The organism is Pseudomonas sp., assembly GCF_035554175.1.
Lineage (GTDB): Bacteria > Pseudomonadota > Gammaproteobacteria > Pseudomonadales > Pseudomonadaceae > Aquipseudomonas.
Genome location: NZ_DATMIV010000030.1, coordinates 26997 through 52134, shown reverse-complemented (window position 1 = coordinate 52134; position 25138 = coordinate 26997). Strand labels below are relative to the sequence as shown.

Here is a 25138-nt window from a genome sequence, read left to right as displayed (position 1 = left end):
GCTTGTCGAATCGTCGCACCGTCCCGCTCGGCTGCGCAGCAGTCGTAAATCCGGCAAATGCGATTTTCCTGTGAAACCGCATCAGCAGGTTTTGGGATCGCTTCGCGGCCCAGCGGGAGCAAGCTCCCTCGCCACAATTTGTTTGTGCTCTTTGATATCTGGCTGTTTCAGAGGGCCAGCGGCGCGCGCTCGCAGAGCGTCGCCAACGCCTTGGCCCATTGCGGGTCGTCGTTCAGGCACGGCACCAGTACCAGCTCCTCGCCCCCTGCTTCGCGGAACTGTTCCCTGCCGCGATCGCCGATCTCTTCCAGTGTCTCGATGCAGTCAGCGACGAACGCCGGGCACATCACCAGAATCTTTTTCACTCCGCTTTTGGCCAGTTCATCCAGCCGCGCTTCGGTGTACGGCTCGATCCATTTCGCCCGGCCCAGACGCGACTGAAACGACACCGACCATTTGCCGTCCGCCAGGCCCATGCTTTTGGCGAAGGCGGCGGCGGTGCGAAAGCACTGCGCGCGATAACAGGTCGCCAATACCGCCGGCGAGGCGGTCTGGCAGCAATCGGCGCCCTTGAGGCAGTGCTTGCCGGTCGGATCAAGTTTGGTCAGATGCCGCTCCGGCAAGCCGTGAAAGCTCAGCAACAGATGATCGTAGTCCTGCTGCAAATGCGGTCGAGCGCTGGCGACCAATGCTTCGATGTATTCCGGCTGATCGTAGAACGGTTGCAGGATCGACAACTGCACATCGAGTTTCTTCTCGCGCAGCACGCGCCGGGCTTCTTCAATCACCGTGGTCGTGGTGCTGTCGGCAAACTGCGGATACAGCGGCGCCAAGGTGATCTTTTTGTGCCCGGCCTGCACCAGCCGCAGCAGACAGGTTTCGATCGACGGCTCGCCATAACGCATCGCCAGATCCACCGGGCCGTGTTTCCACGTTCGGGTCATCTGCTCCTGCAGGCGGCGGCTGAGCACCACCAGCGGCGAGCCCTCCTCCCACCAGATCGACGCGTAGGCATGTGCTGATTGTTCAGGACGCTTGATCAGGATCAGCGACACCAACAACCGCCGCAGCGGCCATGGCAGGTCGATCACGTACGGGTCCATCAGAAATTGATTGAGGTAGCGGCGCACATCGGCTACCGAAGTGGAAGCCGGCGAACCCAGATTGACCAGAAGCAAAGCGTGATCGGTCATGCAACGTCCTATTTCAGAGGCGGCTGGAGAGATCATCCAGAGCCGCGCGTAAATCCGTAAAGCGGAAGGTGAAACCCGCTTCCAGCAAGCGTGTCGGCGTGGCGCGCTGGCCGCCGAGCAATAACAGGGACAGCTCGCCGAGCATGACCTTGAGCGCCAGGGTCGGCATCGGCATGAACGCCGGGCGGTGCAGCACGCTGCCCAGGGTTTTGGCAAATTCGCGGTTGCGCACAGGTTTCGGCGCGCAGGCATTATAAGGACCGCTCGCCTGATTGCGGTGCAGAAGAAAATCAATCAGGGCGATTTGATCGTCGATGTGAATCCACGGCATCCACTGCCGGCCATTGCCCAAAGGCCCACCCAGCCCGAGCTTGAACGGCAGCAACAGCCGCGACAAAAAGCCGCCCTCGGCCGACAGCACCAGACCGGTTCGCACCAGCACCACGCGGATGCCGAGGTTCTCGGCGCGTAGCGCGGTTTCTTCCCAGGCGATGCACAAATGACTGGCAAAGTCGTCGATGCCGGGCGGCGACTCCTCTGTCAACTCACGTTCGCCACCGTCGCCGTACCAGCCGATCGCCGAGCCGGAAATCAGTAGCGACGGTTTCTGCGCACGAGTTTCCAGCCACGCTAACAGCGTTTCTGTCAGCGTGATGCGGCTGCTCCACAGCAACGCTTTGCGTCGATGCGTCCAGGGGCGATCGGCAATCGGCGCCCCGGCGAGATTGACGATCGCGTCCAGCGGCTCTTCGTCGAGCTCTTCCAGACGCGCAATTGCGCGTACCTGGGCACCACAGATCTGCGCGACTTTTTCCGTGCGGCGACTCCATACCGTCAGGCGATGCCCCTGCTCCAGCCAGTGCCGGCAGAGCTGACGTCCGATCAAACCAGTACCGCCGGTCAGCAATATGTGCATGACATCTTCCTCGCGTGGCGTTTAACCCGGATCGCTAGTCTATTTTTATAGGCAGGGATCTTTTCTCTCGGGCAGGCTCTATGGTTTAACAATAGGCCAAGCTGTCAGAACGAGAACGCTAGAAGTTATACCAAAAAACATAATTGTACAGGTTTCATCCACGGCGTAGTCTGTACAGAAAGGTAAACGAGGCCCCTATGACTGTACCTATCGCAATCATCGGCACCGGCATCGCCGGGCTCTCCGCCGCTCAGGCTCTGACTGAGACCGGGCATACCGTTCAATTGTTCGATAAAAGCCGCGGCAGCGGCGGGCGCATGTCGAGCAAGCGCAGCGACGCTGGCTCGCTGGATATGGGCGCGCAATACTTCACCGCTCGCGACCGCCGCTTCGTCACCGAAGTGCAACGCTGGCAAAGCCTCGGCTGGGCCGCCGAGTGGACGCCGCAGCTGTACACCTTCCAGGGCGGGCAACTGAACATGTCGCCGGACGAGCAGACCCGCTGGGTCGGTACACCGCGCATGAGCGCTATCACCCGTGGTCTGCTCGATGGCCTCGACGTGCAGTTTGCCTGCCGTATCACCGAGGTGTATCGCGGCGAGGAACATTGGCATCTGCAAGACGCAGAAGGCTACACCCACGGCCCCTTCAGCCACGTAGTCATCGCCACGCCGGCACCGCAAGCCACCGCACTGCTGGCAGCCGCACCGAAACTCGCTGGCGTCGCTGCCGGGGTGAAAATGGAACCGACCTGGGCCGTCGCCCTCGCCTTCGAAACCCCGCTGGACACGCCGATCGAAGGTTGCTTCGTGCAGGACAGCCCGCTCGACTGGCTGGCGCGCAACCGCAGCAAACCCGGGCGCGACACCACGCTCGACACTTGGGTGTTGCATGCCACCAGCGCGTGGAGCCGGCAACACATCGACCTGTCCAAGGAAGCGGTGATTGAGCATCTGCACGGTGCCTTCGCCGAACTGCTGCACAGCGCCATGCCTGCGCCGACCTTCAGCCTCGCCCATCGCTGGCTCTACGCCCGCCCGGCCACCGGCCACGAATGGACCACGCTGGCCGACGCCGATCTGGGTTTGTACGTCTGCGGCGACTGGTGTCTGTCGGGTCGCGTCGAAGGTGCCTGGCTCAGCGGTCAGGAGGCTGCACGTCGCTTGCACGAACACCTGCAATGAATCGCATCAATCCACGCAAATTGCTGCTATCGAAATGGACAGCAGCACGGCCGCAAAACCGCGAGAAGCATTTTCTGGTCACCGAACTGATCCGCGATGAAGAGGGCAAGGTGCTCGAAGTCGAGTTGCAGGCGGTGCTGACTCAGCGCACCGAGCGACTGGATTGGCGCACGCTTCAGAACAACGAACACTGGATACTGGGCTGGAAATAAATTTCCCTGTAGGAGTGAGCCTGCTCGCGATAGCGGTGTATCAGTTAAAACATTTCCACCTGACACATCGCTATCGCGAGCAGGCTCACTCCTACACAGAAAAAACTTATACAAACCATTTGACTTGTACATCCATCGATCTATGCTGAGCGAAAGTTGTACAGAGATAACACTCTGTACAGGTATAGATTCGAGGTGCTCATGTCTACTGCTTCCCTGTCCAAGCCGAAGATCGCCATCAGCGCCTGCCTGTTGGGCGAAGAAGTGCGCTACAACGGTGGGCACAAGGAATCACGACTGTGCAGCCGCACTCTCGCCGAATATTTCGACTTCGTACCGCTGTGCCCGGAAGTCGCCATCGGTATGGGTATTCCCCGCGAGCCGATTCGTCTGGTTGGCGACCCGCAGCAGCCCGAGGCGGTGGGCACCGTCAATCCGTCGATCAATGTCACCCGGCCGCTGGCCGCGTACGGCGAAAAAATGGCCGGCGAGCTGCAGGATCTGTGTGGCTACATCTTCATGCAACAGTCGCCGTCCTGCGGGCTGGAACGGGTCAAGGTCTATCACACCAACGGCGCGCCGGTGAACGGCGGCGGTCGCGGTATCTATGCGCAGGCATTCTGCGCGCAACATCCGGATTTGCCGGTGGAAGAAGCCGGACGCCTGAACGATCCGGTGTTGCGCGAAAACTTCATCACCCGCGTGCTCGCCTACAGCGCCTGGCAACAAGTGCTCGCTCAGGGCCTGAGCCGACGCGCCCTCACTGAATTTCACTCGCGCTACAAATACCTGCTGATGGCGCACAACCCGCTGCAATACAAAACCCTGGGAAAAATGCTTGGCAACATGGCCGACAGCGATCCCGCCGAGCTCGGCCCGCGCTATTTCAGCGAACTGATGGCCGCGTTGAAGAAATGCGCAACGCGCGGCACCCATTGCAACGTGCTGCTGCACCTCAGCGGATATTTGAAACAATCGCTGAGCGCCGAAGACAAACAGGAAATGCAGCAGGTCATCGGCCAGTACCGTCAGGGCATCGTGCCCTTGGTGGTGCCGTTGACGTTGCTCAAGCACCACTTTCGACTCCATCCGGATCCGTACATCGCGCAGCAGGTTTATCTGCAACCGCACCCGGAAAACCTCAGTCTGCGAAATGCGATCTAATGAACGATAAAACCGACAGCAGCGCCCAGGAAGACCTCGGCGCCGACTTCAAGAAAGCCCTCGACGAAGGCTGGTTGCCCATACGCGAAGTCGCGCGGCAGACCGGCGTCAACGCCATCACCCTGCGTGCGTGGGAACGCCGCTACGGGCTGGTGGTGCCACAGCGCACGCCCAAAGGTCACCGACTCTATAGCGCTGAACATGTGCAGCGGATCATGACCATTCTCACCTGGCTCAACCGAGGCGTGGCCGTCGGTCAGGTCAAGCCATTGCTCGACACCCCGCAAGCGTTCAGCGAAACCCTGGAAAACGACTGGCAGCGTTTGCACCAGACATTGCTCTCGGCGGTCACCGCGCTCAATGAACGCACGCTGGACGACAGCGTCAACCAAGCCATCGCGCTCTACCCGCCACGCACCCTGTGCGAACAATTGCTGATGCCGCTGCTGGCCGAACTCGAACAGCGCTGGCAAGGCCAGTTCGGCGCCCAAATGGAGCGCACGTTCTTCTTTTCCTGGCTGCGCAGTAAATTCGGCGCGCGCATCTACCATAACAACCGCCAGTTGCATTCGGCGCCGTTGCTGCTGATCAATCATTCCGACCTGCCACTGGAGCCTCATCTGTGGCTGTGCGCGTGGCTGATCAGCAGTGCCGATTGCCCGGTGCAGGTGTTCGACTGGCCGCTGCCGGCCGGCGAACTGGCGCTGACTGTGGAACATCTGCAAGCCCGGGGCGTGCTGCTGTATTCCAGCAAAGCCATGCAAGTGGCGCAGTTACCGAAACTGCTGGCGAATGTCAGTTGCCCAACGTTGATTGCCGGGCCCACGGTGCATATCCACCACGCCGAGTTGTCCGCACGCGCTTCCCAAACCGCTGATTTGTTCCTGGCTGAAGATCCGCTGGCAGCGCACCAGGCGCTGCTTGAGCGTGGTTTGATTTGACGATGGGTTCCATGACATGCAACTGATCTGGCTGCGCAGCGACTTGCGCCAACACGACAACACCGCCCTCGCCGCTGCCGCAGCGCGCGGCCCGACGGTGGCGCTGTACCTGTTGAGCCCGCAGCAATGGCTGGAACACGACGATGCGCCGTGCAAGGTGGATTTCTGGTTGCGCAACCTGCGCGAGCTGAGCAAAAGCCTCGGCGCGCTGAACATTCCATTGTTGATTCGCAACGCCCCGCACTGGGATCAGGCGCCGGCAGAACTGCTCAAGCTGTGCCGGCAATTGCGGATCGGGGCGGTGCACGTCAACGAGGAATACGGCGTTCACGAAAACCGTCGTGATGCGGCTGTCGCCGAAACGTTGCAGGCCGAAGGCATCGAATTCCACAGCTATCTTGACCAGTTGCTGTTCAAGCCCGGCACCGTGCTGACCAGGACCGGCAATTACTTTCAGGTGTTCAGCCAGTTCCGCAAAGTCTGCTACGAACGCCTGCACCGCTCGATGCCGCCGCTGGTTCAAGCACCGGGCAAGCAGGCTGCGCTGAATATCGAAAGTGATGCAATTCCCGAAGCGGTCAAAGGCTTCGTCACACCCAGCGAATCCCTGCGTACATTGTGGCCAGCCGGTGAGCAAGAAGCCCGGCGCCGGCTCGACACCTTCACCGATGCGCACATCGACTATTACCGCAGCGAACGCGACTTCCCGGCCAAACCCGGCACCAGTCAGCTGTCGGCGTATCTCGCCGCCGGGGTGATTTCGCCGCGCCAGTGCCTGCACGCCGCGTTGCAAAGCAATCAGGGCGAGTTTGAAAGCGGCAAGGTGGGCGCGGTGACCTGGATCAACGAACTGCTGTGGCGCGAATTCTACAAACACATTCTGGTCGGCTATCCGCGCGTCTCGCGACACCGTGCCTTCCGCCCGGAGACCGAAGCGCTGGCCTGGCGCAATGCGCCGGAGGACCTCAAGGCCTGGCAAGAGGCGCGCACCGGCCTGCCAATCATCGACGCGGCTATGCGCCAAATGCTCGAAACCGGCTGGATGCACAATCGCCTGCGCATGGTCGTGGCGATGTTCCTGACCAAAAACCTGCTGATCGACTGGCGCGAAGGCGAACGTTTTTTCATGCGCCATCTGATTGATGGGGATCTGGCGGCGAACAATGGTGGCTGGCAGTGGAGCTCGTCGACCGGCACCGACTCGGCGCCGTATTTCCGCATTTTCAACCCGCTGAGCCAGTCGGAAAAGTTCGATGCCGAGGGCGTGTTCATCAAGCACTGGTTGCCGGAACTGGCCGGGCTCGACAAGAAGCAAGTGCACAACCCGGCCAGCGCTGGCGGCCTGTTCGGCGTGGCGGATTATCCGGCGCCGATCGTCAACCTCAGCGCCTCACGCGAGCGTGCGCTGACGGCGTTCAAGAACCTGCCGTCACGTCAGCCTGTGGGAGCCAGTGATGAGTGAATTCCTGCGCAGTTTCGCCCGGCAGTTTTCCGGGTTGAACAAAGACAACCTGCATCGCCTGGGCGAGCTGTACAGCCGTGACATTCATTTCACCGATCCGCTGCACGAGGTTCAGGGATTGCCGCAACTGCACGACTACTTCACTGAGCTGTACGCCAATGTCAGCGAGCTGCGCTTCGATTTTCATGGTTATGACCAGATCGGCGAAGGCGAAGGTTACTTGCGCTGGGTCATGAGTTACCGCCACCCGCGCCTGGCCAGTGGCCGGGAAATCCGGGTGGGCGGCTGTTCGCACCTGCTCTGGCGCGACAAGGTTTATCGCCACCGGGATTATTTCGATGCCGGGGCGCTGCTGTATGAACACTTGCCAATATTGGGCCGGGTGATCGCCTGGCTGAAAAGGAGAATGGGATGAGTCGTACACCTCCACGTCGCTATTGGTTGACGGGCGCCAGCAGTGGCATCGGTGCAGCCTTGTGTGAGGACATTCTGAAAAGCGGCGCACACCTGGCCGTCAGTTCGCGCTCGGTCGCGCCGCTTAAGGTCCTGTCCCAGCGCTATCCGGGCCAGGTGCTGGTGGTACCCGGGGATTTGACCAACAGTCAGACCGTTCGCGAAATCGGTGAGCAGATTGCCGCAGCCTGGGGCGCGCTGGACAGCGTGATTCTCAACGCCGGCACCTGTGAATATGTCGATGCGCGCCAGTTCGATTCGTCGATCATCGAGCACGTGGTACGCACCAACCTGCTCGCCAGCAGCTACTGCATCGAAGCCGCCCTGCCCCTGCTGCGCAAAGGCACCGCGCCGCATCTTGTCGGCATGGCCAGCTCCGTGACCTACCTGCCCCTGCCGCGAGCCGAGGCCTACGGTGCGTCGAAAGCCGGGTTGCGTTATCTGTTCGAATCGTTGCGCATCGATCTGGCGGACGAAGGCATTGAGGTGACGATCATCAGCCCGGGCTTTGTCGAAACGCCGCTGACCGAGCGGAACGATTTCCCGATGCCGCTGAGCTGGCCGGCGGACAAAGCAGCGCGGCACATCTTCGCCAAACTCAAGGATCGGCCGCTGGAAATCGCCTTCCCGGGGCTGTTCATGGCGGCGTTGTGGCCGCTTTCGAAACTGCCCGCGCGCGCCCAGCTTGCCATCGGTAAACGCATGGTGCGCAAAACTCCACCGCTGCGGGACCCGATATGAAAATCGCCGTGATTGGCAGCGGTATCGCCGGGCTCACCTGCGCCTATCTGCTGAACCGCCGCCACGACATCACCGTCTTCGAGGCCAGCGACTGGGTCGGCGGCCACACCCACACTGTGCCAGTGACGGTTGCAGGGCAATCGTTCGCGATCGACACCGGTTTCATCGTGTTCAATGACTGGACCTACCCGAACTTCATTCGCTTGCTCAACCAGCTCGGCGTAGCCTTCAAGCCGACCGAGATGAGCTTTTCGGTGACCGACCCGGACACCGGCGTGGAGTACAACGGCAACAATCTCAACAGTCTGTTTGCCCAGCGCAGCAATCTGCTGTCGCCGGGGTTCTGGGGCATGCTGCGCGACATCCTGCGCTTCAACAAAGAAGCCCAGCGCGACCTGCTGGAACTGAGCATTGCCGCTGACACTACGCTTGACGATTACCTCAAGGCCGGCGGCTACGGTGAGCGCTTCATCCTGCATTACATCGTGCCGATGGGCGCGGCGATCTGGTCGATGCCGATGGCGGAAATGCTCAATTTTCCACTGCAGTTCTTCCTGCGCTTCTTCAAAAACCACGGCCTGCTCTCGGTCAACGATCGCCCGCAGTGGCAGGTCATCGAAGGCGGCTCCAGTGCTTATATCGCACCGCTGACCGCAGCATTCCGGGACAGGATTCGTCTCAATTGCCGGGTCAGCCGCGTGGAGCGCAACCAGCACGGGGTGGTTATCCACAGCCCGGCCGGCCTCCAGCATTTCGACAAAGTGGTGTTTGCCTGCCACAGCGATCAGGCCCTGAAACTGCTGGCCAATCCGAGCGAGGCCGAGCGCTCGATTCTTGGCGCCCTGCCCTACGCCGACAACGACGTGGTGCTGCACACCGACACGCGGCTGCTGCCGACGCGCAAACTGGCCTGGGCCAGCTGGAACTATCGACTCGGCGGCGCCGGTCACATCCGCGCGGCGGTCACCTACAACATGAACATCCTGCAAGGCATCGAAAGCGATACCACGTTTTGCGTGAGCCTCAATCAAACCGCCGGCATCAGCCCCGACAAAGTGCTGGCCCGCTACACCTACGCCCATCCGCAATACACCCTTGCCGCAGCGGCTGCGCAAAACCGTTGGGGTGAACTCGATGGCGAGCAGCACACCCATTATTGCGGCGCGTACTGGGCCAACGGTTTTCATGAAGATGGCGTGGTCAGCGGCTTGCGCGTGGCCGCTGCGTTTGGTGAAACCCTGTGAACAGTGCTCTGTACAGCGGCGTCATCGGCCACCGACGCTTTTCGCCGCGCCGACATGAATTCCGCTATCGCATCGGCCTGCTTTATCTCGACTTGAACGAGCAGGACGCAGTGCTGGCCCTTTCGCCGCTGGCAGGGCGCAGCCGCTTCGCACCGTTTGCGTTTCGCGAAACCGATTACCTGAAAGCCTTCACCGGCAACGGCATGCGCCTGATCGACGCGGTGCGCCGGCTGGTCGGCGCGGCCATCGGCCATGAGCCACAAGGCGCGGTGTGCCTGCTGACCCAGCCCCGCAGTTGGGGGCTGTCGTTCAATCCGGTGAGTTTCTTTTATTGCCATGAAGCCGACGGACAACTGGCGGCGATCGTCTGCGAAGTCACCAATACGCCGTGGCGCGAGCGTTATCACTATGTGCTGCCGGCGCAGGCGCCGACCAGCCTGGTGGATTTCCATCAGCATTTTGCTGTGGCCAAGGCGTTTCACGTCTCGCCGTTTCTGCCGCGCGATCTCGAATATCGCATGAGCTTCAGCCCTGCCGCGCAAACCCTTGGCGTGCACATGGCCGACTGGCAGGGCAGCGAAAAACTGTTCGACGCCACGCTCAATCTGCGCCGCGAACCGCTCGATCGGCGCAGCCTGCACCGCTATCTGCGGCGCTTCCCGTGGATGACCGCAAAAACTGCGTTGGCCATCTACTGGCAAGCGTTGCGCCTGCTGCTCAAGCGCGCGCCGATCTTCGCTCATCAGGCTGCCGACGGCAGCTTTCAAACCGCCACTGTGCCTCCGAAGGAGCCGCACCATGAAATCCTCTAGCCTGCCGCTCGGTCGCTTCAGTACCAACGGTTTGACCGGCTCGCTGCTGCGCCGTGGCGTGTTGCGCCAGTTGGCGCAGCTCAAACACGGACAATTAATGGTTGTCGAGGATGGCGAACACCTGCTTTTCGGCACACCGGGCAGCGCCTTGCTCGGCGAAGTCCATGTGCTCGATCCGGCCCTGTGGGGCATGGTCGCCGGCAACGGTTCGATTGGTGCAGGCGAGGCGTTTATCCACGGTTATTGGAGCTCACCTGACCTGACCGCTGTAGTCCGCGTGTTCGTCAGCAACCTCGAGGTGCTCGATGCCATGGAGGGCGGTCTGGCGCGTCTCGGCCGGCCCTTCGTGCATGGCCTGCACTGGCTCAATCGCAACACGCGCAAGGGCTCGCAGCGCAACATCGCCGCGCATTACGACCTCGGCAATGAGCTGTTCGAACAGTTTCTCGACCCGACCATGATGTATTCCGCCGGCCAGTTCCTCACGCCAAGCGACACGCTGGAGCAGGCACAACTGAACAAACTGCAGCGGATCTGCCAGAAACTCGCGCTCAAGCCCAGCGACCATCTGCTGGAAATCGGCACCGGCTGGGGCAGCATGGCGCTGTACGCAGCGCAGCATTACGGTTGCCGCGTGACCACCACAACGCTGTCGAAAGAGCAGTACGCCTTCACGGCAAAGCGTATTGAACAACTGGGCTTGCAGGATCGCGTGACCCTGTTGCTCAAGGATTACCGCGACCTCAGTGGCGAATACGACAAACTGGTGTCGATCGAAATGATCGAAGCGGTCGGCCATCGTTTCCTGCCGACCTATTTCAAGCAGTGCGCGCACCTGCTCAAGAGCAACGGCCTGATGCTGCTGCAGGCGATCACCATTCGCGAGCAACGTTATGAACAGGCCAAACGCAGCGTCGATTTCATTCAGCGCTATATCTTCCCCGGCGGCGCCCTGCCCTCGGTGCACAAGATGCTCGATGTGGTCAGCCGCGAAACCGATATGAATCTGCTGCACATGGAAGATTTCGGCCTGCACTACGCCAGGACGTTGCGCCTGTGGCACGAGAACTTCCGCCTGGCGCACGGACGCTTGAACGAATTGGGCTACGACGATTACTTCCTGCGCCTGTGGGAGTTCTACCTGTGCTACTGCGAGGGCGGGTTTCTCGAGCGCAGTATCGGCACCGCGCAATTGTTGCTGGCGAAACCGGCGGCAATCCCTGCGCCACTGCTCGGGCGCTTCGATGCGTGAGCGTGTCGCCAATGCCGTGCTGTTTCAGCTCGGCTGGCTGGCCTGTGTGCTGGGCGGCAACAGTCTGTGGCTGTTGCTGGCACTGGCGGCACTGGTGATTCATCTGCGCTGGATCAGCAGTTGGTCGGCCGAGGGTCGGTTGATTTTGTGCGTTGTGATCGTCGGCACGGCGGTGGACAGCGTCTTGCGTTACCTCGGGGTGTTCCGCTTTGAAGATGCGGCGCCACTGATTCCGTTGTGGTTGATGCTGCTGTGGGCACTGCTCGGGAGCACGTTGCGCCACTGCCTGGCCTGGAGCGCCCGGCCCTGGTGGCTGGCCAGTGCGCTTGGTGCGGTGGGCGGCGCATTATCGTATTACGGCGGTGGCCGGCTGGCCGGGGTGCAATTCCCCTACGGCGAAGTGCCGACGTTGATGGTCATCGGTTTGCTCTGGGCACTGCTGTTTCCGCTGCTGCACTTGATGGCACGACGCTTGGTGCTGTGAGCGTCCGTCAGCGCGTTCACACCCACAGCGATCACTGCCTTACACTGCCGCCATGAAAACCATCCCCCACACGCAAATCGCTGAACCGGCGGTGACCTGCTCGACCTGCGCGGCGTGCTGTTGTCAGCTGGAAGTGATGCTGATCACCGACACCGGCGTGCCTGATCGCTTTATCGATACCGATGAATGGGGCGGCGAAGTGATGCTGCGTCTGGACGACGGCTGGTGCGCGGCGCTGGATCGCGACAGCATGATGTGCACGATCTACGAACGGCGACCGTTGATCTGCCGCGAGTTTGAAATGGGCGCGCCGGAGTGCATCGAAGAGCGCCGGGGTATTGCCACCGCGTACCGCTGATTCAAAAGCAAAAGATCGCAGCCTTCGGCAGCTCCTACAGGAGACATCATTCCCATGTAGGAGCTGCCGAAGGCTGCGATCTTTTGATCTGTTTTACAACGGCATTGTGTAATGCAGTGCGTAGCTTTCTACACCGTCGTTATCGCTGGACAGGCCGGCGTTGGAGTAGTGCGTTGCGCGGATGCCCACTTCATGGCCGCCGTTGAAGCGCAGGCCGAAACCGATGCGGTCTTCAAACTGGAAGGAGCCCCCCAGTTTGTTGCTTTCGTATTCGGTGTTAGAGAAGAACGCCGCGCCGATACCTGCTTCAACGTACGGTTTGACCGACTGGCCGGCAAACTCGTAAACGAATACAGGCGAGAACGACAGGCTGTTGTTGCTGGAAGTCTTGTCACCTTCCCAATACGTGTAAGCACCGCTCCAGTAGCCGGTCAGGCGACCCACGTCGCTCTGCAGCCAGCTCTTGTCCCAGTCGAAATTCATGCCTAAGCGATACGTCATTGTCGAATCGCTGGTACCGCCGACGGCGAATTCAACGCCAGCGGCTTGTGCAGAAATGCTTTGCCCCATCAGTGCGGCCGCAATCGCGGCCAAGCAGAATAGTCGCTTCACTTGAAACTTCCTTTTCCGGAACGATCGTTTGGTTTTAGTTGCTGCTGTCGCTATAGAAATCCGCGCTTGGTCAGAAGTTCAGCGTATTTCGAGTTATTTCACATTTTTTTTACAAATCGAAGTTTTGCACATTCGATGCCGTTTGGCCCAGCAGAGGCAGGATTTTTCTGAAGGACTGCGCATCAGCGCTGGTCCAGAATTTCACCGGAAGACTCGGGCCCTGCGCCAGCAAATCACGTTCGCCAAGTAAACGTTGCAACTGCCGCGCGACAGCAGCGCCTGTGTCGATCAGGCTGATATCTGTGCCGATCATCGACCTTAACAGCGGCTTGAGGAAGGGATAGTGCGTACAGCCCAAAATGATCGTGTCACAGCGTTGAGCCAGTAACGGTGTGACATAACCTTGCAACAAGGTGCGCAATTCGGGGCTGTGCAGATCACCGTTTTCAATCAGCTCGACCAGTCCCGGACATGGCTGAGTGATGACTTTTACGTCGGCCGCAAAGCGATCGAGCAATGCAGCGAACTTGGCGCTCTGTAAAGTCCCGGTGGTGGCAAGGACGCCGACCACGCCGCTGCGCGTGGCCGCTGCGGCGGGTTTGACCGCCGGTTCCATGCCGACAATCGGCCAGTCGGGAAAATCGCGGCGCAGATCGGCGACGCCCGCCACGGTCGCGGTATTGCACGCAAGCACCAAAGCCTTGGCGCCCTGTTCGCGGAAAAACCCGGCCATCACGCTGCAGCGCTGGCGGATGAATTCCGGGGTCTTCTCGCCATAGGGAATGTGCCCGCAGTCGCCGAGGTACAACAGCGATTCATTGGGCAACAAACGCTGGATTTCTGCGAGCACCGACAAACCGCCGACACCGGAATCGAATACGCCGATCGGCGCTTCACGCATGCTGCGCACCACAGACGCTGCAGCCAGGATCACGCTTGACGCGCAATTCGCGAAAACGCGAACCCAGGGCGTCGATCAGCAACAAACGCCCCACCAGCGGTTCGCCAAACCCCACCAGCACCTTCAACGCTTCCAGCGCCTGCAGACTACCGACCAGACCGACCAGTGGCCCGACCACGCCGGCCTCACTGCACGTCAGTTCGGCTTCGCTGCCGTGGCCGTACAGACAGTGATAACAAGGACTTTCGGCGCGCCGTGAATCGAACACCGACAACTGCCCTTCCAGACGAATCGCCGCGCCGCTGACCAATGGTTTGCGCGCGGCGACGCACGCAGCATTGACCGCCTCACGGGTGGAGAAGTTGTCCGAGCAATCGAGCACCAGATCCACCGCCGCCACGGCTGCCGCGAGCGAATCCTCGTCCAGCGCCTGACGGTAGGCGATCAGTTCAATCTCCGGATTGATGGCGCCCAGACGCTTGAGCGCCGAGTCGACCTTGCTCAGGCCGATGCTGTCGGTGTCGTGAATGATCTGGCGTTGCAGGTTGGTCAGGTCGACCGTATCGAAATCCGCCAGGTGCAGCTCGCCGACGCCCGCTGCCGCCAGATACAGCGCCACCGGCGCGCCCAGACCGCCGAGGCCGACGATCAGCACGCGGCTGGCCTTGAGCTTCAGTTGCCCGTCGATGTCGACGTGTTGCAGCAGAATCTGCCGGCTGTAGCGCAGCAATTCCTGATCATTCAGCACGGCAAACGCCCCAGACTGATGCGTTGATGACCGCCCAAGTCGGTGCGGCTGTGGACTTCTTCAAAGCCACGGGTCAGCAGCAGATCACGCACGGCTTCGGCCTGATCATAGCCGTGCTCGAGCATCAGCCAACCACCGCTTTCCAGATGATCGGGGGCTTGCGCAACAATCAGGCGCAAATCATCGAGGCCGTCCTCACCAGCGACCAGCGCACTGGCCGGTTCGAAGCGCACGTCGCCCTCGACCAGATGCGGATCGGCAGCGGCAATGTAAGGCGGATTGCTGATGATCAGTTGAAAGCGCTGGCCTGCAAGTGCGCTGAACCAATGGCTGCTCAACACCGTGGCGTTGTTCAGGTGCAGACGCTGGCGATTGCGCTCGGCCAGGGCCACGGCTTCAAGTACGCGATCCACGGCAGTGACTTTCCACGCCGGGCGTTCGCTGGCCAGAGCCAGGGCAATAGCGCCGCTGCCAGTGCCCAGATCGAGAACCTTGGCCGGGGCTGGCGGCAGCAACTCCAGCGCCGCCTCCACCAGCAGTTCAGTGTCGGGGCGCGGAATCAGCGTGTGCGGTGCGACTTCCAGATCGAGTTTCCAGAAGCCTTGTTGGCCGAGGATATAGGCCACCGGCTCACCGCTGCGTCGACGTTGCAGGTACTCGGCAAAGGTCAGCGCAGCCTCGCTCGGCACGATGCGCTCCGGCCAGGTGTGGAGAAAACTGCGCGACTTGCCCAGCGCGGCGGCCAGCAGCAGTTCAGCGTCCAGACGCGCCGTCGGTGAATCCGGTAGATCCGCGGCGCGCAACAGGCTGGCGATGATGGTCATTTATTCACCTATCGCTGCGAGTTGATCAGCCTGATATTCGGCCAGCAATGGCTCGATCACGGCTTCGACGCCCCCGGCAAGAATTTCATCGAGCGAATACAGGGTCAGGTTGACGCGATGGTCGGTGACCCGGCCCTGCGCGTAGTTGTAGGTGCGGATGCGCTCGGAGCGATCGCCGGAACCGACCAGCAATTTACGCTCGCTGGCGATGGCGTTGGCCGCCGCTGCGTTTTGCTGATCGTTGAGTTTCGCCGACAGCCACGCCATCGCCCGGGCACGGTTCTTGTGCTGGGAGCGCTCTTCCTGGCATTCGACGACGGTGCCAGTCGGTATGTGGGTGATGCGGATCGCCGAGTCGGTGGTGTTGACGTGCTGGCCACCAGCGCCGGAGGAGCGGTACGTGTCGACGCGCAGATCCGCCGGGTTGATCTCGATGGCTTCGCGCTCGTCCGGCTCGGGCAAGACTGCCACGGTGCAGGCCGAAGTGTGGATACGGCCCTGGGATTCGGTGGCAGGAACACGCTGGACACGGTGCGCGCCAGACTCGAATTTCAGCTTGCCGTAGACGTTGTCGCCTTCAATCCGGGCGATGACTTCTTTATAGCCACCGTGTTCGCCTTCGTTTTCCGAAAGGATTTCGACGCGCCAGCCGCGGCGCTCGGCATACCGCGAATACATGCGGAACAAGTCGCCGGAAAAGATCGCCGCTTCGTCGCCGCCCGTGCCGGCGCGGATCTCGAGAAAGACGTTGCGGCCGTCGTTCGGATCTTTAGGCAGCAGCATGCGTTGCAGATCGGATTCCAGCGTGACCAGCAATTCCTTGGCTTCGCGAACTTCTTCCACGGCCATTTCGCGCATGTCCGGGTCGCTGTCCTTGAGCAGGGCCTGGGCGCCTTCAAGATCGCTTTGCACGCTGAGCAGCTTTTTATAGGCGGCCACCACAGGCTCGAGTTCGGCGTATTCCTTGGAATACGCACGGAATCTGGCCTGATCGGCAATGACTTCGCCGTCGCCGAGCAGCGCGGTCAGTTCCTCGAAACGGTCCTGGAGAATGTCCAGCTTGTTGAGCAGTGACGCTTTCATTGCGGTTTTTTATCCGAAAAACTATCCGGTGAGCCCTCGAGGGCGAAGAGTTCCTGGGCCATGGCCAGCGCATCGAGGCGGCCTTCGGCAGACAGCTTTTTCAACTGCACGCTGGGCGCATGCAAGAGTTTGTTGGTCAGACCACGGGCCAGTTGCCCGAGCACGTCTTCGGCGTTGCCGCCGTTGGCCAGCAGACGCAGGGCCTTCTGCAATTCTTCATCACGCAGGCGTTCGCTCTGTTGACGATAGGCCTTGAGCACATCGACCGCCGCCAGTTCACGCAGGCGCACCATGAAATCGTCGGCGCCGACCGCAACCATTTCCTCCGCCGCTTGCGCAGCGCCCTGGCGGCTTTTGAGGTTCTCGGCGACCACTTCGTGGAGATCGTCGACGCTGTACAGGTAAACATCGTCGAGTTCGCCGACCTCCGGCTCGATGTCCCGCGGTACGGCGATGTCGACCATGAAGATCGGCTTGTGCTTGCGCAGCTTCAGCGCACTTTCCACAGCGCCCTTGCCGAGAATCGGCAGCTGGCTGGCGGTCGAGCTGATGACGATATCGCTGCGCACCAGCTCCGCAGGGATGTCCGAGAGCAGCACCGCGTGGGCGCCGAACTGCTCGGCCAACTGACTGGCGCGCTCCAGTGTACGGTTGGCGACGACGATGCGCTTGACCCCCAGCTCATGCAAATGGCGGGCGACCAATGTGATGGTCTCGCCGGCGCCGATCAGCAACGCCTGGCTGCGTTGCAGATCGCTGAAAATCTGTTTGGCCAGGCTGACCGCGGCAAACGCCACCGACACCGGGTTCTCGCCAATGGCGGTATCGGTGCGCACCTGCTTGGCGGCATTGAACGTCGCTTGAAACAAGCGTCCCAGCAGCGGCCCGATGGTGCCTGCCTCACGGGCCACGGCGTAGGCCGATTTCATCTGGCCGAGAATCTGCGGTTCGCCCAACACCAGCGAGTCAAGCCCGGAGGCGACACGCATCATGTGACGAACGGCCGCATCATCTTCATGCACATAGGCACTGGCGCGCAGCTCGTCCAGGCTCAGATGGTGATAGTCGGCCAGCCAGCGCAGCACGACATCCGCCGAGAGCTGATCCTGTTCTATATAAAGCTCACTGCGGTTGCAGGTGGAGAGGATCGCGGCTTCGCGGCTGGCGGTCAGTCGGCAGAGCTGCTGCAAGGCCTCAACCAGCTGCTCAGGGGTAAAGGCCACGCGCTCGCGGACGTCTACTGAAGCAGTCTTGTGGTTAATACCGAGTGCAAGGAAGGCCATTCAAGGTCGCTGGTGGTGACGTGAAGCCGGCAATTGTCCTACTTCGAAAGATTCAGAACAACTACCGCTGACTATTGTCCCAATCGTCAGCCCCTATAATGGCCACAATTGAGTCTCGGTTATGTTTGGCCGAAGGCTTGTGTCATGATGATCCGACCGCAGGTTAGTCGTCCTCTTCCTATATGAATAGATCTTCCGCGTTGCTCCTCGCTTTTGTCTTCCTCAGCGGCTGCCAGGCCATGGCGCCCGTTGCGCCGGACGGCACCCCGCCGGTCGAGGACACCACGCCCGCGCCTGAAAAGCCCAAGGTTTACAGCTCGTTCAGCGAGGAAACCGTGTTCAGTCTGCTGAGCGCCGAACTCGCCGGCCAGCGCAATCGTTTCGACATTGCCCTGGACAACTACGTGACCCAGGCCATCAACACCCAGGATCCGGGCGTTTCCGAGCGTGCCTTTCGCATCGCCGAGTACCTGGGCGCCGATCAACCGGCCCTCGACACCGCGTTGATCTGGGCCCGCAACGCCCCGGACGATCTCGAAGCGCAACGCGCCGCCGCCGTGCAACTGGCCCGGGCCGGGCGTTACGACGACTCCATGGTCTACATGGAGAAAGTCCTGCAGGGCAAGGGCGACACCCATTTCGACTTCCTCGCGCTGTCGGCTGCCGACACCGATCAGGAAACCCGCAACGGTCTGATGAAAAGCTTCGACCGTCTGCTGCAGCGTCATCCGAACAACAACCAGCTGATTTTCGGCAAGGCCCTGCTGTTACAGCAGGATGGCGACAACCAAGGTGCGCTGACCCTGCTTGAAGACCATCCGCCGGAAGACGGCGAGATCGCGCCGATTTTGCTGCGTGCGCGCCTGCTTCAATTGCTCAACCGTGGCGACGAAGCGCTGCCGCTGCTGCAGAAAAACATCAAAAAGTATCCGGAAGACAAGCGTCTGCGCCTGACTTATGCGCGCCTGCTGGTCGAACAGGACCGGATGGACGACGCCAAGGTCGAGTTCTCCACCCTTGTTCAGCAATACCCGGAAGACGATGAACTGCGTTACTCACTGGCGCTGGTGTGCCTGGAAGCCAAGGCCTGGGAAGAAGCCAAGGGCTATCTGGAAGACCTGATCGCCCGCGAAAGCCACGTCGATTCGGCGCACCTGAACCTGGGGCGCATCGCCGAAGAGCGCAACGATCCGCAAGGCGCGCTCATCGAGTACGCACAGGTCGGCCCCGGCAACGACTATCTGCCGGCGCAACTGCGTCAGGCCGATATTCTCATGAGCAACGGCAAGGCCGCCGAAGCGCAGAGCAAACTGGCGGCCGAGCGTGACGAGCAGCCGGATTACGCCATTCAGTTGTATCTGATCGAATCGGAAACCCTGTCGGCCAACAAACAGGACGACAAGGCCTGGAAAGTCTTGCAGCAAGCCCTGCAGAAATACCCGGACGATCTCAATCTGCTCTACACCCGCGCCATGCTCGCGGAGAAACGCAACGACCTGGCACAGATGGAAAAAGACCTGCGCCTGATCATCAAGCGCGACCCGGACAACGCCATGGCGCTCAACGCGCTGGGCTATACCTTGTCCGACCGCACCACTCGCTATGCTGAAGCGAAAACGCTGATTGAGCAGGCGCACCAGATCAACCCGGAAGACCCGGCCGTTCTCGACAGCCTCGGCTGGGTCAACTACCGCCTGGGCAATCTGGACGACGCGGAGAAATACCTGCGTCAGGCGCTCGAGCGTTTCCCTGACCACGAAGTGGCCGCGCATCTGGGCGAAGTGCTCTGGGCCAAAGGCAATCAACGCGAAGCCAAACAAGTGTGGGGCAAGTTCCTCAAGGATCAGCCCGACAGCACCATTCTGCGCAGCACCATCAAGCGCCTGACCGGATCCGAGACTCTTTAACCCATGTTTTTGCGCCACGTTATTGTTTTCAGCTTCATCGCCCTGCTCGCCGGTTGCGCGGGTTTCGGCGCCCGCGAATCGGTCGAGGGCCACGGCAGCCCGGCCCAGTGGGCGGCGAACAAACAACAGCTGACCGGCCTCGATGGCTGGCAGATCGACGGCAAGATCGGCATCCGCGCACCGAAGGATTCCGGCAGCGGCACGCTGTTCTGGCTGCAGCGTCAGGACTATTACGACATTCGCCTGTCCGGTCCGCTGGGTCGTGGCGCGGCACGCCTGACCGGGCGCCCGGGCAAAGTTTCGCTGGAAGTGGCCAACCAGGGCCGCTATGAATCGCAGTCGCCGGAAGCACTGCTCGAAGAACAGCTGGGCTGGAAATTGCCGGTATCGAATCTGGCCTGGTGGGTCCGTGGTCTGCCGGCCCCCGAGAGCAAAAGTCGCTTGAACCTGGACGCTGACAGTCGTTTGGCCAGCCTTGAGCAGGATGGCTGGAAAGTCGAATACACCGCCTACACCGAACAGAATGGTTACTGGCTGCCCGAGCGCATCAAGCTGCACGGCACCGACCTCGACGTGACGCTGGTGATCAAGACCTGGCAACCGCGCAAGCTGGGGCAATAAAGCATGACCGCTGCACGCCTGACCCTGCCCTCGCCGGCCAAACTGAATCTGATGCTGCATATTCTCGGTCGCCGTGCAGACGGCTACCACGAGTTGCAGACGCTGTTTCAGTTCGTCGATTACGGCGATGAAATCACCTTCGCCGTGCGCGATGACGGGGTGATCCAGTTGCACACCGAGTTCGCCGGCGTGCCCCACGACAGCAACCTGATCGTGCGCGCCGCGAAAATGTTGCAACAGCAATCCGGCTGCACGCTCGGCATCGACATCTGGATCGACAAAGTGCTGCCCATGGGCGGCGGCATCGGTGGCGGCAGTTCGAATGCGGCGACGACCTTGCTCGGTCTCAACCATCTCTGGCAACTGGACTGGGAGGAAGATCGTCTGGCCGAACTGGGCTTGTCGCTGGGTGCCGACGTACCGGTTTTCGTCCGTGGCCACGCGGCGTTTGCCGAGGGTGTCGGCGAGAAACTGACCCCGGTCGACCCTGAAGAACCGTGGTATCTGGTGCTCGTGCCGCAAGTCTCTGTTAGTACGGCAGAAATTTTTTCCGATCCTTTGTTGACACGTAACACCCCGCCCATTAAAGTGCGCCCCGTTCCCGAGGGAAACAGTCGAAATGACTGCTTGCCGGTGGTTGCAAGGCGTTATCCGGAAGTTCGTAACGCATTGGATTTGTTAGGTAAATTTACCGAAGCAAAGCTCACCGGAACTGGAAGTTGTGTGTTTGGGGGCTTCCCAAGCAAAGCCGAAGCTGATAAAGTCTCGGCCCTTCTGACAGAGACCCTTACAGGGTTTGTAGCAAAAGGAAGCAACGTTTCGATGTTGCACCGCAAGCTGCAAAGTCTGCTCTAAAGGAATCAAGTGCCCGGCACTTGAAAGCAACAGATACAGGGGCGTCGCCAAGCGGTAAGGCAGCAGGTTTTGATCCTGCCATGCGTTGGTTCGAATCCAGCCGCCCCTGCCATTTTCTCTACTCATCCAGGTTACCCTCAGCCTCTAGGTACTGCGCGTGTCCAAGATGATGGTCTTTACGGGGAATGCTAACCCCGATCTGGCTCGGCGTGTCGTACGTCAGCTGCATATCCCTCTCGGTGACATCTCTGTCGGCAAGTTTTCCGACGGCGAAATTACAGCCGAGATCAATGAAAACGTTCGCGGTAAAGACGTTTTCATTATTCAGCCGACTTGCGCTCCGACCAACGATAACCTGATGGAACTGGTAGTGATGGCTGATGCCTTCCGCCGCTCCTCGGCTACTCGTATCACTGCTGTTATTCCTTATTTTGGTTATGCCCGTCAGGATCGCCGTCCGCGTTCCGCACGTGTGGCCATCAGCGCGAAAGTCGTCGCTGACATGCTTACCGTAGTCGGCATCGACCGTGTTCTCACGGTCGACTTGCATGCTGACCAGATTCAGGGCTTCTTCGATATCCCGGTAGATAACATCTACGGCTCCCCGGTTCTGGTGGATGACATTGAAGATCAGCGCTTCGAAAACCTGATGATCGTTTCCCCGGACATTGGTGGTGTCGTGCGTGCACGGGCTGTTGCCAAGTCGCTGGGCGTCGATCTCGGGATCATCGACAAACGCCGTGAGAAAGCCAATCACTCTGAAGTGATGCATATCATCGGTGATGTCGAAGGGCGCACCTGTATTCTCGTCGATGACATGGTCGATACCGCCGGCACCCTGTGCCACGCGGCCAAGGCCTTGAAAGAGCATGGCGCAGCCAAGGTCTTTGCCTACTGCACACACCCTGTGCTGTCGGGCCGGGCCATCGAGAATATCGAAAATTCCGTGCTGGACGAGCTGGTGGTCACTAACACCATCCCGCTGTCCGCTGCAGCACAAGCCTGTGCACGTATCCGTCAACTGGATATCGCACCGGTTGTTGCCGAAGCGGTTCGCCGCATCAGCAATGAAGAATCGATCAGCGCGATGTTCCGTTAAGGGCTTTGCCCTTCGCGAAATGTCTCGTTGACGAAAAGCGCCCCGCCCCGGCATTCCTGTCGGGGCGGGGCTTTTTTGCCCATACCGTGTTCGGCGCTGGTCGCAAACGCCACTCGGTCATGGCTATTTTGGAGATACAAAATGAACGATTTTACTCTGAATGCTGAAGTGCGTTCCGACCTGGGGAAAGGTGCGAGCCGCCGCCTGCGTCGTCTCGCAAGCCTGGTTCCAGCTGTAGTTTACGGTGGCGACAAAGCCCCTGAATCCATCAGCATGCTGGCCAAAGAAGTTGCCAAACTGCTCGAAAACGAAGCGGCTTACAGCCACATCATCGAGCTGAACGTTGGTGGCACCAAGCAGAACGTCATCATCAAGGCCCTGCAGCGTCACCCGGCCAAAGGCCACGTGATGCACGCTGACTTCGTACGCGTTGTTGCCGGCCAGAAACTGACCGCCATCGTTCCTGTGCACTTCATCAACGAAGCTGCTCCAGTGAAGAAAGGCGGCGAGATTTCGCACGTTGTTGCTGAAATCGAAGTGACCTGCCTGCCAAAAGATCTGCCTGAGTTCATCGAAGTCGATCTGGCTGACGCTGAAATCGGTTCGATCATTCACCTGTCGGACCTCAAAGCTCCGAAAGGCGTTGAATTCGTGGCTCTGGCACACGGCGATGACAAGGCTGTTGCCAACGTCCACGCTCCACGTGTTGCTCCAGAAGCTACCGAAGAAGGCGCAGCAGAGTAATTCACTCTGTCATGCCTGAGTGAGCAAGTAACATCGCGGACTGGAACGTAGCGAGAAAGCGGGCGAGAACGCGGAGTTTACATCCATGGTAAATGAGCATTTTTCGTCCACTTTCGCCGCTGTCCCTGATCGCGGCGATGTTATCCACCACTCAAAGGAAGGGCCCCTATCGTGACTGCCATCAAACTGATCGTTGGCCTGGGAAATCCAGGCGCTGAATACGACCAGACCCGGCATAACGCAGGGGCCCTTTTTGTTGAGCGCATCGCGGCCGCGCAAGGTGTGAACCTTGTTGCCGATCGCAAATATTTCGGCCTGACCGGGCGCTACTCGCATCAGGGTCAGGATGTTCGTCTGCTGATTCCCACCACCTACATGAACCGCAGCGGCCAGGCCGTGGCGGCACTCGCCGGTTTCTTCCGCATCCAGCCTGAAGAAATCCTCGTGGCGCATGACGAACTCGATCTGCCTCCGGGCGTTGCCAAGCTCAAGCAGGGCGGCGGCCATGGCGGTCACAACGGGTTGCGCGACATCATTGCGCAATTGGGCAATCAGAACACGTTCTACCGCCTGCGGCTTGGCATCGGCCACCCGGGCGTTGCCAGTATGGTTTCAAATTTCGTCCTGGGTCGTGCGCCACGCGCCGAACAGGAAAAACTCGATGCCAGCATCGACTTTGCCCTCGGCGTGCTGCCGGATATCCTCGCCGGTGAATGGAACCGTGCGATGAAAAACCTGCACAGCCAGAAGGCCTGACTTTTACCCGAGGGGAAACACCATGGGATTCAATTGCGGCATCGTCGGCCTGCCTAACGTCGGCAAGTCCACCCTGTTCAACGCCCTGACCAAATCCGGTATCGCGGCCGAGAACTTCCCCTTCTGCACCATCGAGCCGAACAGCGGCATCGTGCCGATGCCGGATCCGCGCCTGGAAGCATTGGCGGCCATCGTCAACCCGAAGCGCATCCTGCCGACCACCATGGAATTCGTCGACATTGCCGGCCTCGTCGCCGGCGCTTCGAAAGGTGAAGGCCTGGGCAACAAGTTCCTCGCCAACATTCGCGAAACCGACGCCATCGCTCACGTCGTGCGCTGCTTCGAAGACGACAACGTGATCCACGTCTCCAATAGCGTTGACCCGAAACGCGACATCGAAATCATCGACCTGGAACTGATCTTCGCCGACCTCGACAGCTGCGAGAAGCAACTGCAGAAAGTCGCGCGCAACGCCAAGGGCGGTGACAAGGACGCCGTGGTTCAAAAAGCTCTGCTCGAGCAACTGATCGCGCACTTCACCGAAGCCAAACCGGCGCGCAGCCTGATGAAAAACATGAGCGCAGACGAGAAAGCCGTGATCAAGGGCTTCCACCTGCTGACCACCAAACCGGTCATGTACATCGCCAACGTCGCTGAAGACGGTTTCGAGAACAACCCGCACCTGGACGTGGTCAAGGCCATCGCCGAGGAAGAAGGCGCCATGGTCGTTCCGGTCTGCAACAAGATCGAAGCGGAAATCGCCGAGCTCGATGACGGCGAAGAGAAGGACATGTTCCTCGAGGCCCTGGGCCTGGAAGAGCCGGGCCTGAATCGCGTGATCCGCGCCGGCTACGAAATGCTCCACCTGCAGACCTACTTCACCGCCGGTGTCGAAGAAGTCCGCGCCTGGACCGTCAAAGTCGGTGCCACCGCCCCTCAAGCCGCTGGTGTAATCCACACTGACTTCGAGAAAGGCTTCATCCGCGCCGAGGTCATCGCCTACAACGACTTCATCCAGTACAAGGGCGAAGCCGGTGCCAAAGAAGCCGGCAAATGGCGCCTGGAAGGTAAGGATTACATCGTCAAGGATGGCGACGTGATGCACTTCCGCTTCAACGTGTAAGCGTTACGCCCAAGAAAAAGCCGCGTTTGATACGCGGCTTTTTTGTGCCTGATGGAATTTATGGCTGTACGCAATTCCCTTGTGGGAGCGAGCCTGCTCGCGAAAGCGGTGTGTCAGCTGAATATCTATCGACTGAAACGCCCTCTTCGCGAGCAGGCTCGCTCCC

Annotated in this window: 27 protein-coding genes and 1 tRNA gene; 20 read left to right on the top strand and 8 right to left on the bottom strand. The window is 60.3% G+C overall.

The window, feature by feature from the left end:
* Window positions 1-167 precede the first annotated feature (167 nt).
* A complete protein-coding gene (gene hemH / locus VNV36_RS13910) occupies window positions 168-1193 on the bottom strand; it encodes a ferrochelatase (RefSeq protein WP_325718278.1) in 1026 nt (341 codons plus the stop codon).
* 13 nt (window positions 1194-1206) lie between these two features.
* On the bottom strand, window positions 1207-2109 hold the full coding sequence (locus VNV36_RS13905; protein ID WP_325718277.1) for a TIGR01777 family oxidoreductase: 903 nt from the start codon (window positions 2107-2109) through the stop codon (window positions 1207-1209).
* Between the two features lie 197 nt (window positions 2110-2306).
* On the opposite strand from VNV36_RS13905, the gene VNV36_RS13900 reads away from it, so the two are divergent.
* From VNV36_RS13900 to VNV36_RS13845, 12 genes are all read left to right on the top strand, one after another.
* Window positions 2307-3293 carry an NAD(P)/FAD-dependent oxidoreductase gene (locus VNV36_RS13900; RefSeq protein WP_325718276.1) on the top strand — a complete coding sequence of 329 codons (987 nt, stop codon included), beginning with the start codon at window positions 2307-2309 and terminating at the stop codon, window positions 3291-3293.
* Window positions 3290-3505: a TIGR02450 family Trp-rich protein gene (locus VNV36_RS13895; protein ID WP_325718275.1), complete on the top strand. Its 216-nt coding sequence runs from the start codon at window positions 3290-3292 to the stop codon at window positions 3503-3505. Before VNV36_RS13900 ends, VNV36_RS13895 begins: the two co-directional genes overlap by 4 nt.
* A 201-nt stretch (window positions 3506-3706) precedes the next feature.
* Window positions 3707-4669 carry a YbgA family protein gene (locus tag VNV36_RS13890; RefSeq protein WP_325718274.1) on the top strand — a complete coding sequence of 321 codons (963 nt, stop codon included), beginning with the start codon at window positions 3707-3709 and terminating at the stop codon, window positions 4667-4669.
* The gene (locus tag VNV36_RS13885; RefSeq protein ID WP_325718273.1) at window positions 4669-5610 is read left to right on the top strand and encodes a MerR family transcriptional regulator; all 942 of its coding nucleotides are present in this window, start codon (window positions 4669-4671) and stop codon (window positions 5608-5610) included. The genes VNV36_RS13890 and VNV36_RS13885 overlap by 1 nt, the downstream gene beginning before the upstream one ends.
* Window positions 5611-5626: 16 nt before the next feature.
* Window positions 5627-7072 carry a deoxyribodipyrimidine photo-lyase gene (gene phrB, locus VNV36_RS13880; protein ID WP_325718272.1) on the top strand — a complete coding sequence of 482 codons (1446 nt, stop codon included), beginning with the start codon at window positions 5627-5629 and terminating at the stop codon, window positions 7070-7072.
* Complete coding sequence (locus VNV36_RS13875; RefSeq protein WP_325718271.1) at window positions 7065-7487, top strand: nuclear transport factor 2 family protein; 423 nt, start codon at window positions 7065-7067, stop codon at window positions 7485-7487. Before phrB ends, VNV36_RS13875 begins: the two co-directional genes overlap by 8 nt.
* Complete coding sequence (locus VNV36_RS13870) at window positions 7484-8266, top strand: SDR family NAD(P)-dependent oxidoreductase (RefSeq protein ID WP_325718270.1); 783 nt, start codon at window positions 7484-7486, stop codon at window positions 8264-8266. Before VNV36_RS13875 ends, VNV36_RS13870 begins: the two co-directional genes overlap by 4 nt.
* Window positions 8263-9510: an NAD(P)/FAD-dependent oxidoreductase gene (locus tag VNV36_RS13865; protein WP_325718269.1), complete on the top strand. Its 1248-nt coding sequence runs from the start codon at window positions 8263-8265 to the stop codon at window positions 9508-9510. Before VNV36_RS13870 ends, VNV36_RS13865 begins: the two co-directional genes overlap by 4 nt.
* On the top strand, window positions 9507-10322 hold the full coding sequence (locus tag VNV36_RS13860) for a DUF1365 domain-containing protein (protein ID WP_325718268.1): 816 nt from the start codon (window positions 9507-9509) through the stop codon (window positions 10320-10322). The genes VNV36_RS13865 and VNV36_RS13860 overlap by 4 nt, the downstream gene beginning before the upstream one ends.
* Window positions 10309-11574 carry a class I SAM-dependent methyltransferase gene (locus tag VNV36_RS13855; protein ID WP_325718267.1) on the top strand — a complete coding sequence of 422 codons (1266 nt, stop codon included), beginning with the start codon at window positions 10309-10311 and terminating at the stop codon, window positions 11572-11574. The genes VNV36_RS13860 and VNV36_RS13855 overlap by 14 nt, the downstream gene beginning before the upstream one ends.
* Window positions 11567-12058 carry a DUF2878 domain-containing protein gene (locus VNV36_RS13850; RefSeq protein WP_325718266.1) on the top strand — a complete coding sequence of 164 codons (492 nt, stop codon included), beginning with the start codon at window positions 11567-11569 and terminating at the stop codon, window positions 12056-12058. The genes VNV36_RS13855 and VNV36_RS13850 overlap by 8 nt, the downstream gene beginning before the upstream one ends.
* A gap of 52 nt (window positions 12059-12110) precedes the next feature.
* A complete protein-coding gene (locus VNV36_RS13845; RefSeq protein WP_024014290.1) occupies window positions 12111-12416 on the top strand; it encodes a YkgJ family cysteine cluster protein in 306 nt (101 codons plus the stop codon).
* 93 nt (window positions 12417-12509) lie between these two features.
* Here VNV36_RS13845 and VNV36_RS13840 read toward each other — a convergent pair whose 3' ends face one another.
* From VNV36_RS13840 to hemA, 6 genes are all read right to left on the bottom strand, one after another.
* Window positions 12510-13028, bottom strand: a complete 519-nt coding sequence (locus VNV36_RS13840; RefSeq protein ID WP_024014291.1) for an acyloxyacyl hydrolase — start codon at window positions 13026-13028, stop codon at window positions 12510-12512.
* 109 nt (window positions 13029-13137) lie between these two features.
* Entirely contained in the window at window positions 13138-13929 is a 792-nt protein-coding gene (gene murI, locus VNV36_RS13835; RefSeq protein ID WP_325718265.1) for a glutamate racemase, read from the bottom strand.
* A complete protein-coding gene (locus VNV36_RS13830) occupies window positions 13922-14677 on the bottom strand; it encodes a molybdopterin-synthase adenylyltransferase MoeB (RefSeq protein ID WP_325718264.1) in 756 nt (251 codons plus the stop codon). The genes murI and VNV36_RS13830 overlap by 8 nt, the downstream gene beginning before the upstream one ends.
* Window positions 14671-15501, bottom strand: coding sequence for a peptide chain release factor N(5)-glutamine methyltransferase (gene prmC / locus VNV36_RS13825; RefSeq protein WP_325718263.1), 831 nt, complete (start codon window positions 15499-15501; stop codon window positions 14671-14673). The genes VNV36_RS13830 and prmC overlap by 7 nt, the downstream gene beginning before the upstream one ends.
* Window positions 15502-16584: a peptide chain release factor 1 gene (prfA, locus tag VNV36_RS13820; protein ID WP_325718262.1), complete on the bottom strand. Its 1083-nt coding sequence runs from the start codon at window positions 16582-16584 to the stop codon at window positions 15502-15504.
* Entirely contained in the window at window positions 16581-17867 is a 1287-nt protein-coding gene (gene hemA / locus VNV36_RS13815; RefSeq protein ID WP_325718261.1) for a glutamyl-tRNA reductase, read from the bottom strand. The genes prfA and hemA overlap by 4 nt, the downstream gene beginning before the upstream one ends.
* 182 nt (window positions 17868-18049) lie before the next feature.
* Here hemA and VNV36_RS13810 point away from each other — a divergent pair, with 182 nt between their 5' ends.
* The 8 genes from VNV36_RS13810 to ychF all read left to right on the top strand — a co-directional run bounded on the left by VNV36_RS13810 (window position 18050) and on the right by ychF (window position 24972).
* Window positions 18050-19774: a tetratricopeptide repeat protein gene (locus VNV36_RS13810; protein WP_325718260.1), complete on the top strand. Its 1725-nt coding sequence runs from the start codon at window positions 18050-18052 to the stop codon at window positions 19772-19774.
* Between the two features lie 3 nt (window positions 19775-19777).
* Window positions 19778-20395, top strand: coding sequence for a lipoprotein insertase outer membrane protein LolB (lolB, locus tag VNV36_RS13805; RefSeq protein ID WP_325718259.1), 618 nt, complete (start codon window positions 19778-19780; stop codon window positions 20393-20395).
* A gap of 3 nt (window positions 20396-20398) precedes the next feature.
* Complete coding sequence (gene ispE / locus VNV36_RS13800; protein WP_325718258.1) at window positions 20399-21250, top strand: 4-(cytidine 5'-diphospho)-2-C-methyl-D-erythritol kinase; 852 nt, start codon at window positions 20399-20401, stop codon at window positions 21248-21250.
* Between the two features lie 37 nt (window positions 21251-21287).
* Window positions 21288-21362: transfer RNA gene (locus tag VNV36_RS13795), tRNA-Gln, on the top strand.
* A gap of 45 nt (window positions 21363-21407) precedes the next feature.
* Complete coding sequence (locus VNV36_RS13790; protein WP_003171603.1) at window positions 21408-22349, top strand: ribose-phosphate pyrophosphokinase; 942 nt, start codon at window positions 21408-21410, stop codon at window positions 22347-22349.
* A 141-nt stretch (window positions 22350-22490) separates the two neighbouring features.
* Entirely contained in the window at window positions 22491-23093 is a 603-nt protein-coding gene (locus VNV36_RS13785) for a 50S ribosomal protein L25/general stress protein Ctc (protein WP_325718257.1), read from the top strand.
* Window positions 23094-23264: 171 nt separating this feature from the next.
* Window positions 23265-23849 (top strand): aminoacyl-tRNA hydrolase, encoded by a 585-nt coding sequence (gene pth / locus VNV36_RS13780; RefSeq protein WP_126366351.1) that lies wholly within the window; start codon window positions 23265-23267, stop codon window positions 23847-23849.
* 22 nt (window positions 23850-23871) lie between these two features.
* Complete coding sequence (gene ychF, locus VNV36_RS13775) at window positions 23872-24972, top strand: redox-regulated ATPase YchF (RefSeq protein ID WP_016773202.1); 1101 nt, start codon at window positions 23872-23874, stop codon at window positions 24970-24972.
* Window positions 24973-25138 lie beyond the last annotated feature (166 nt).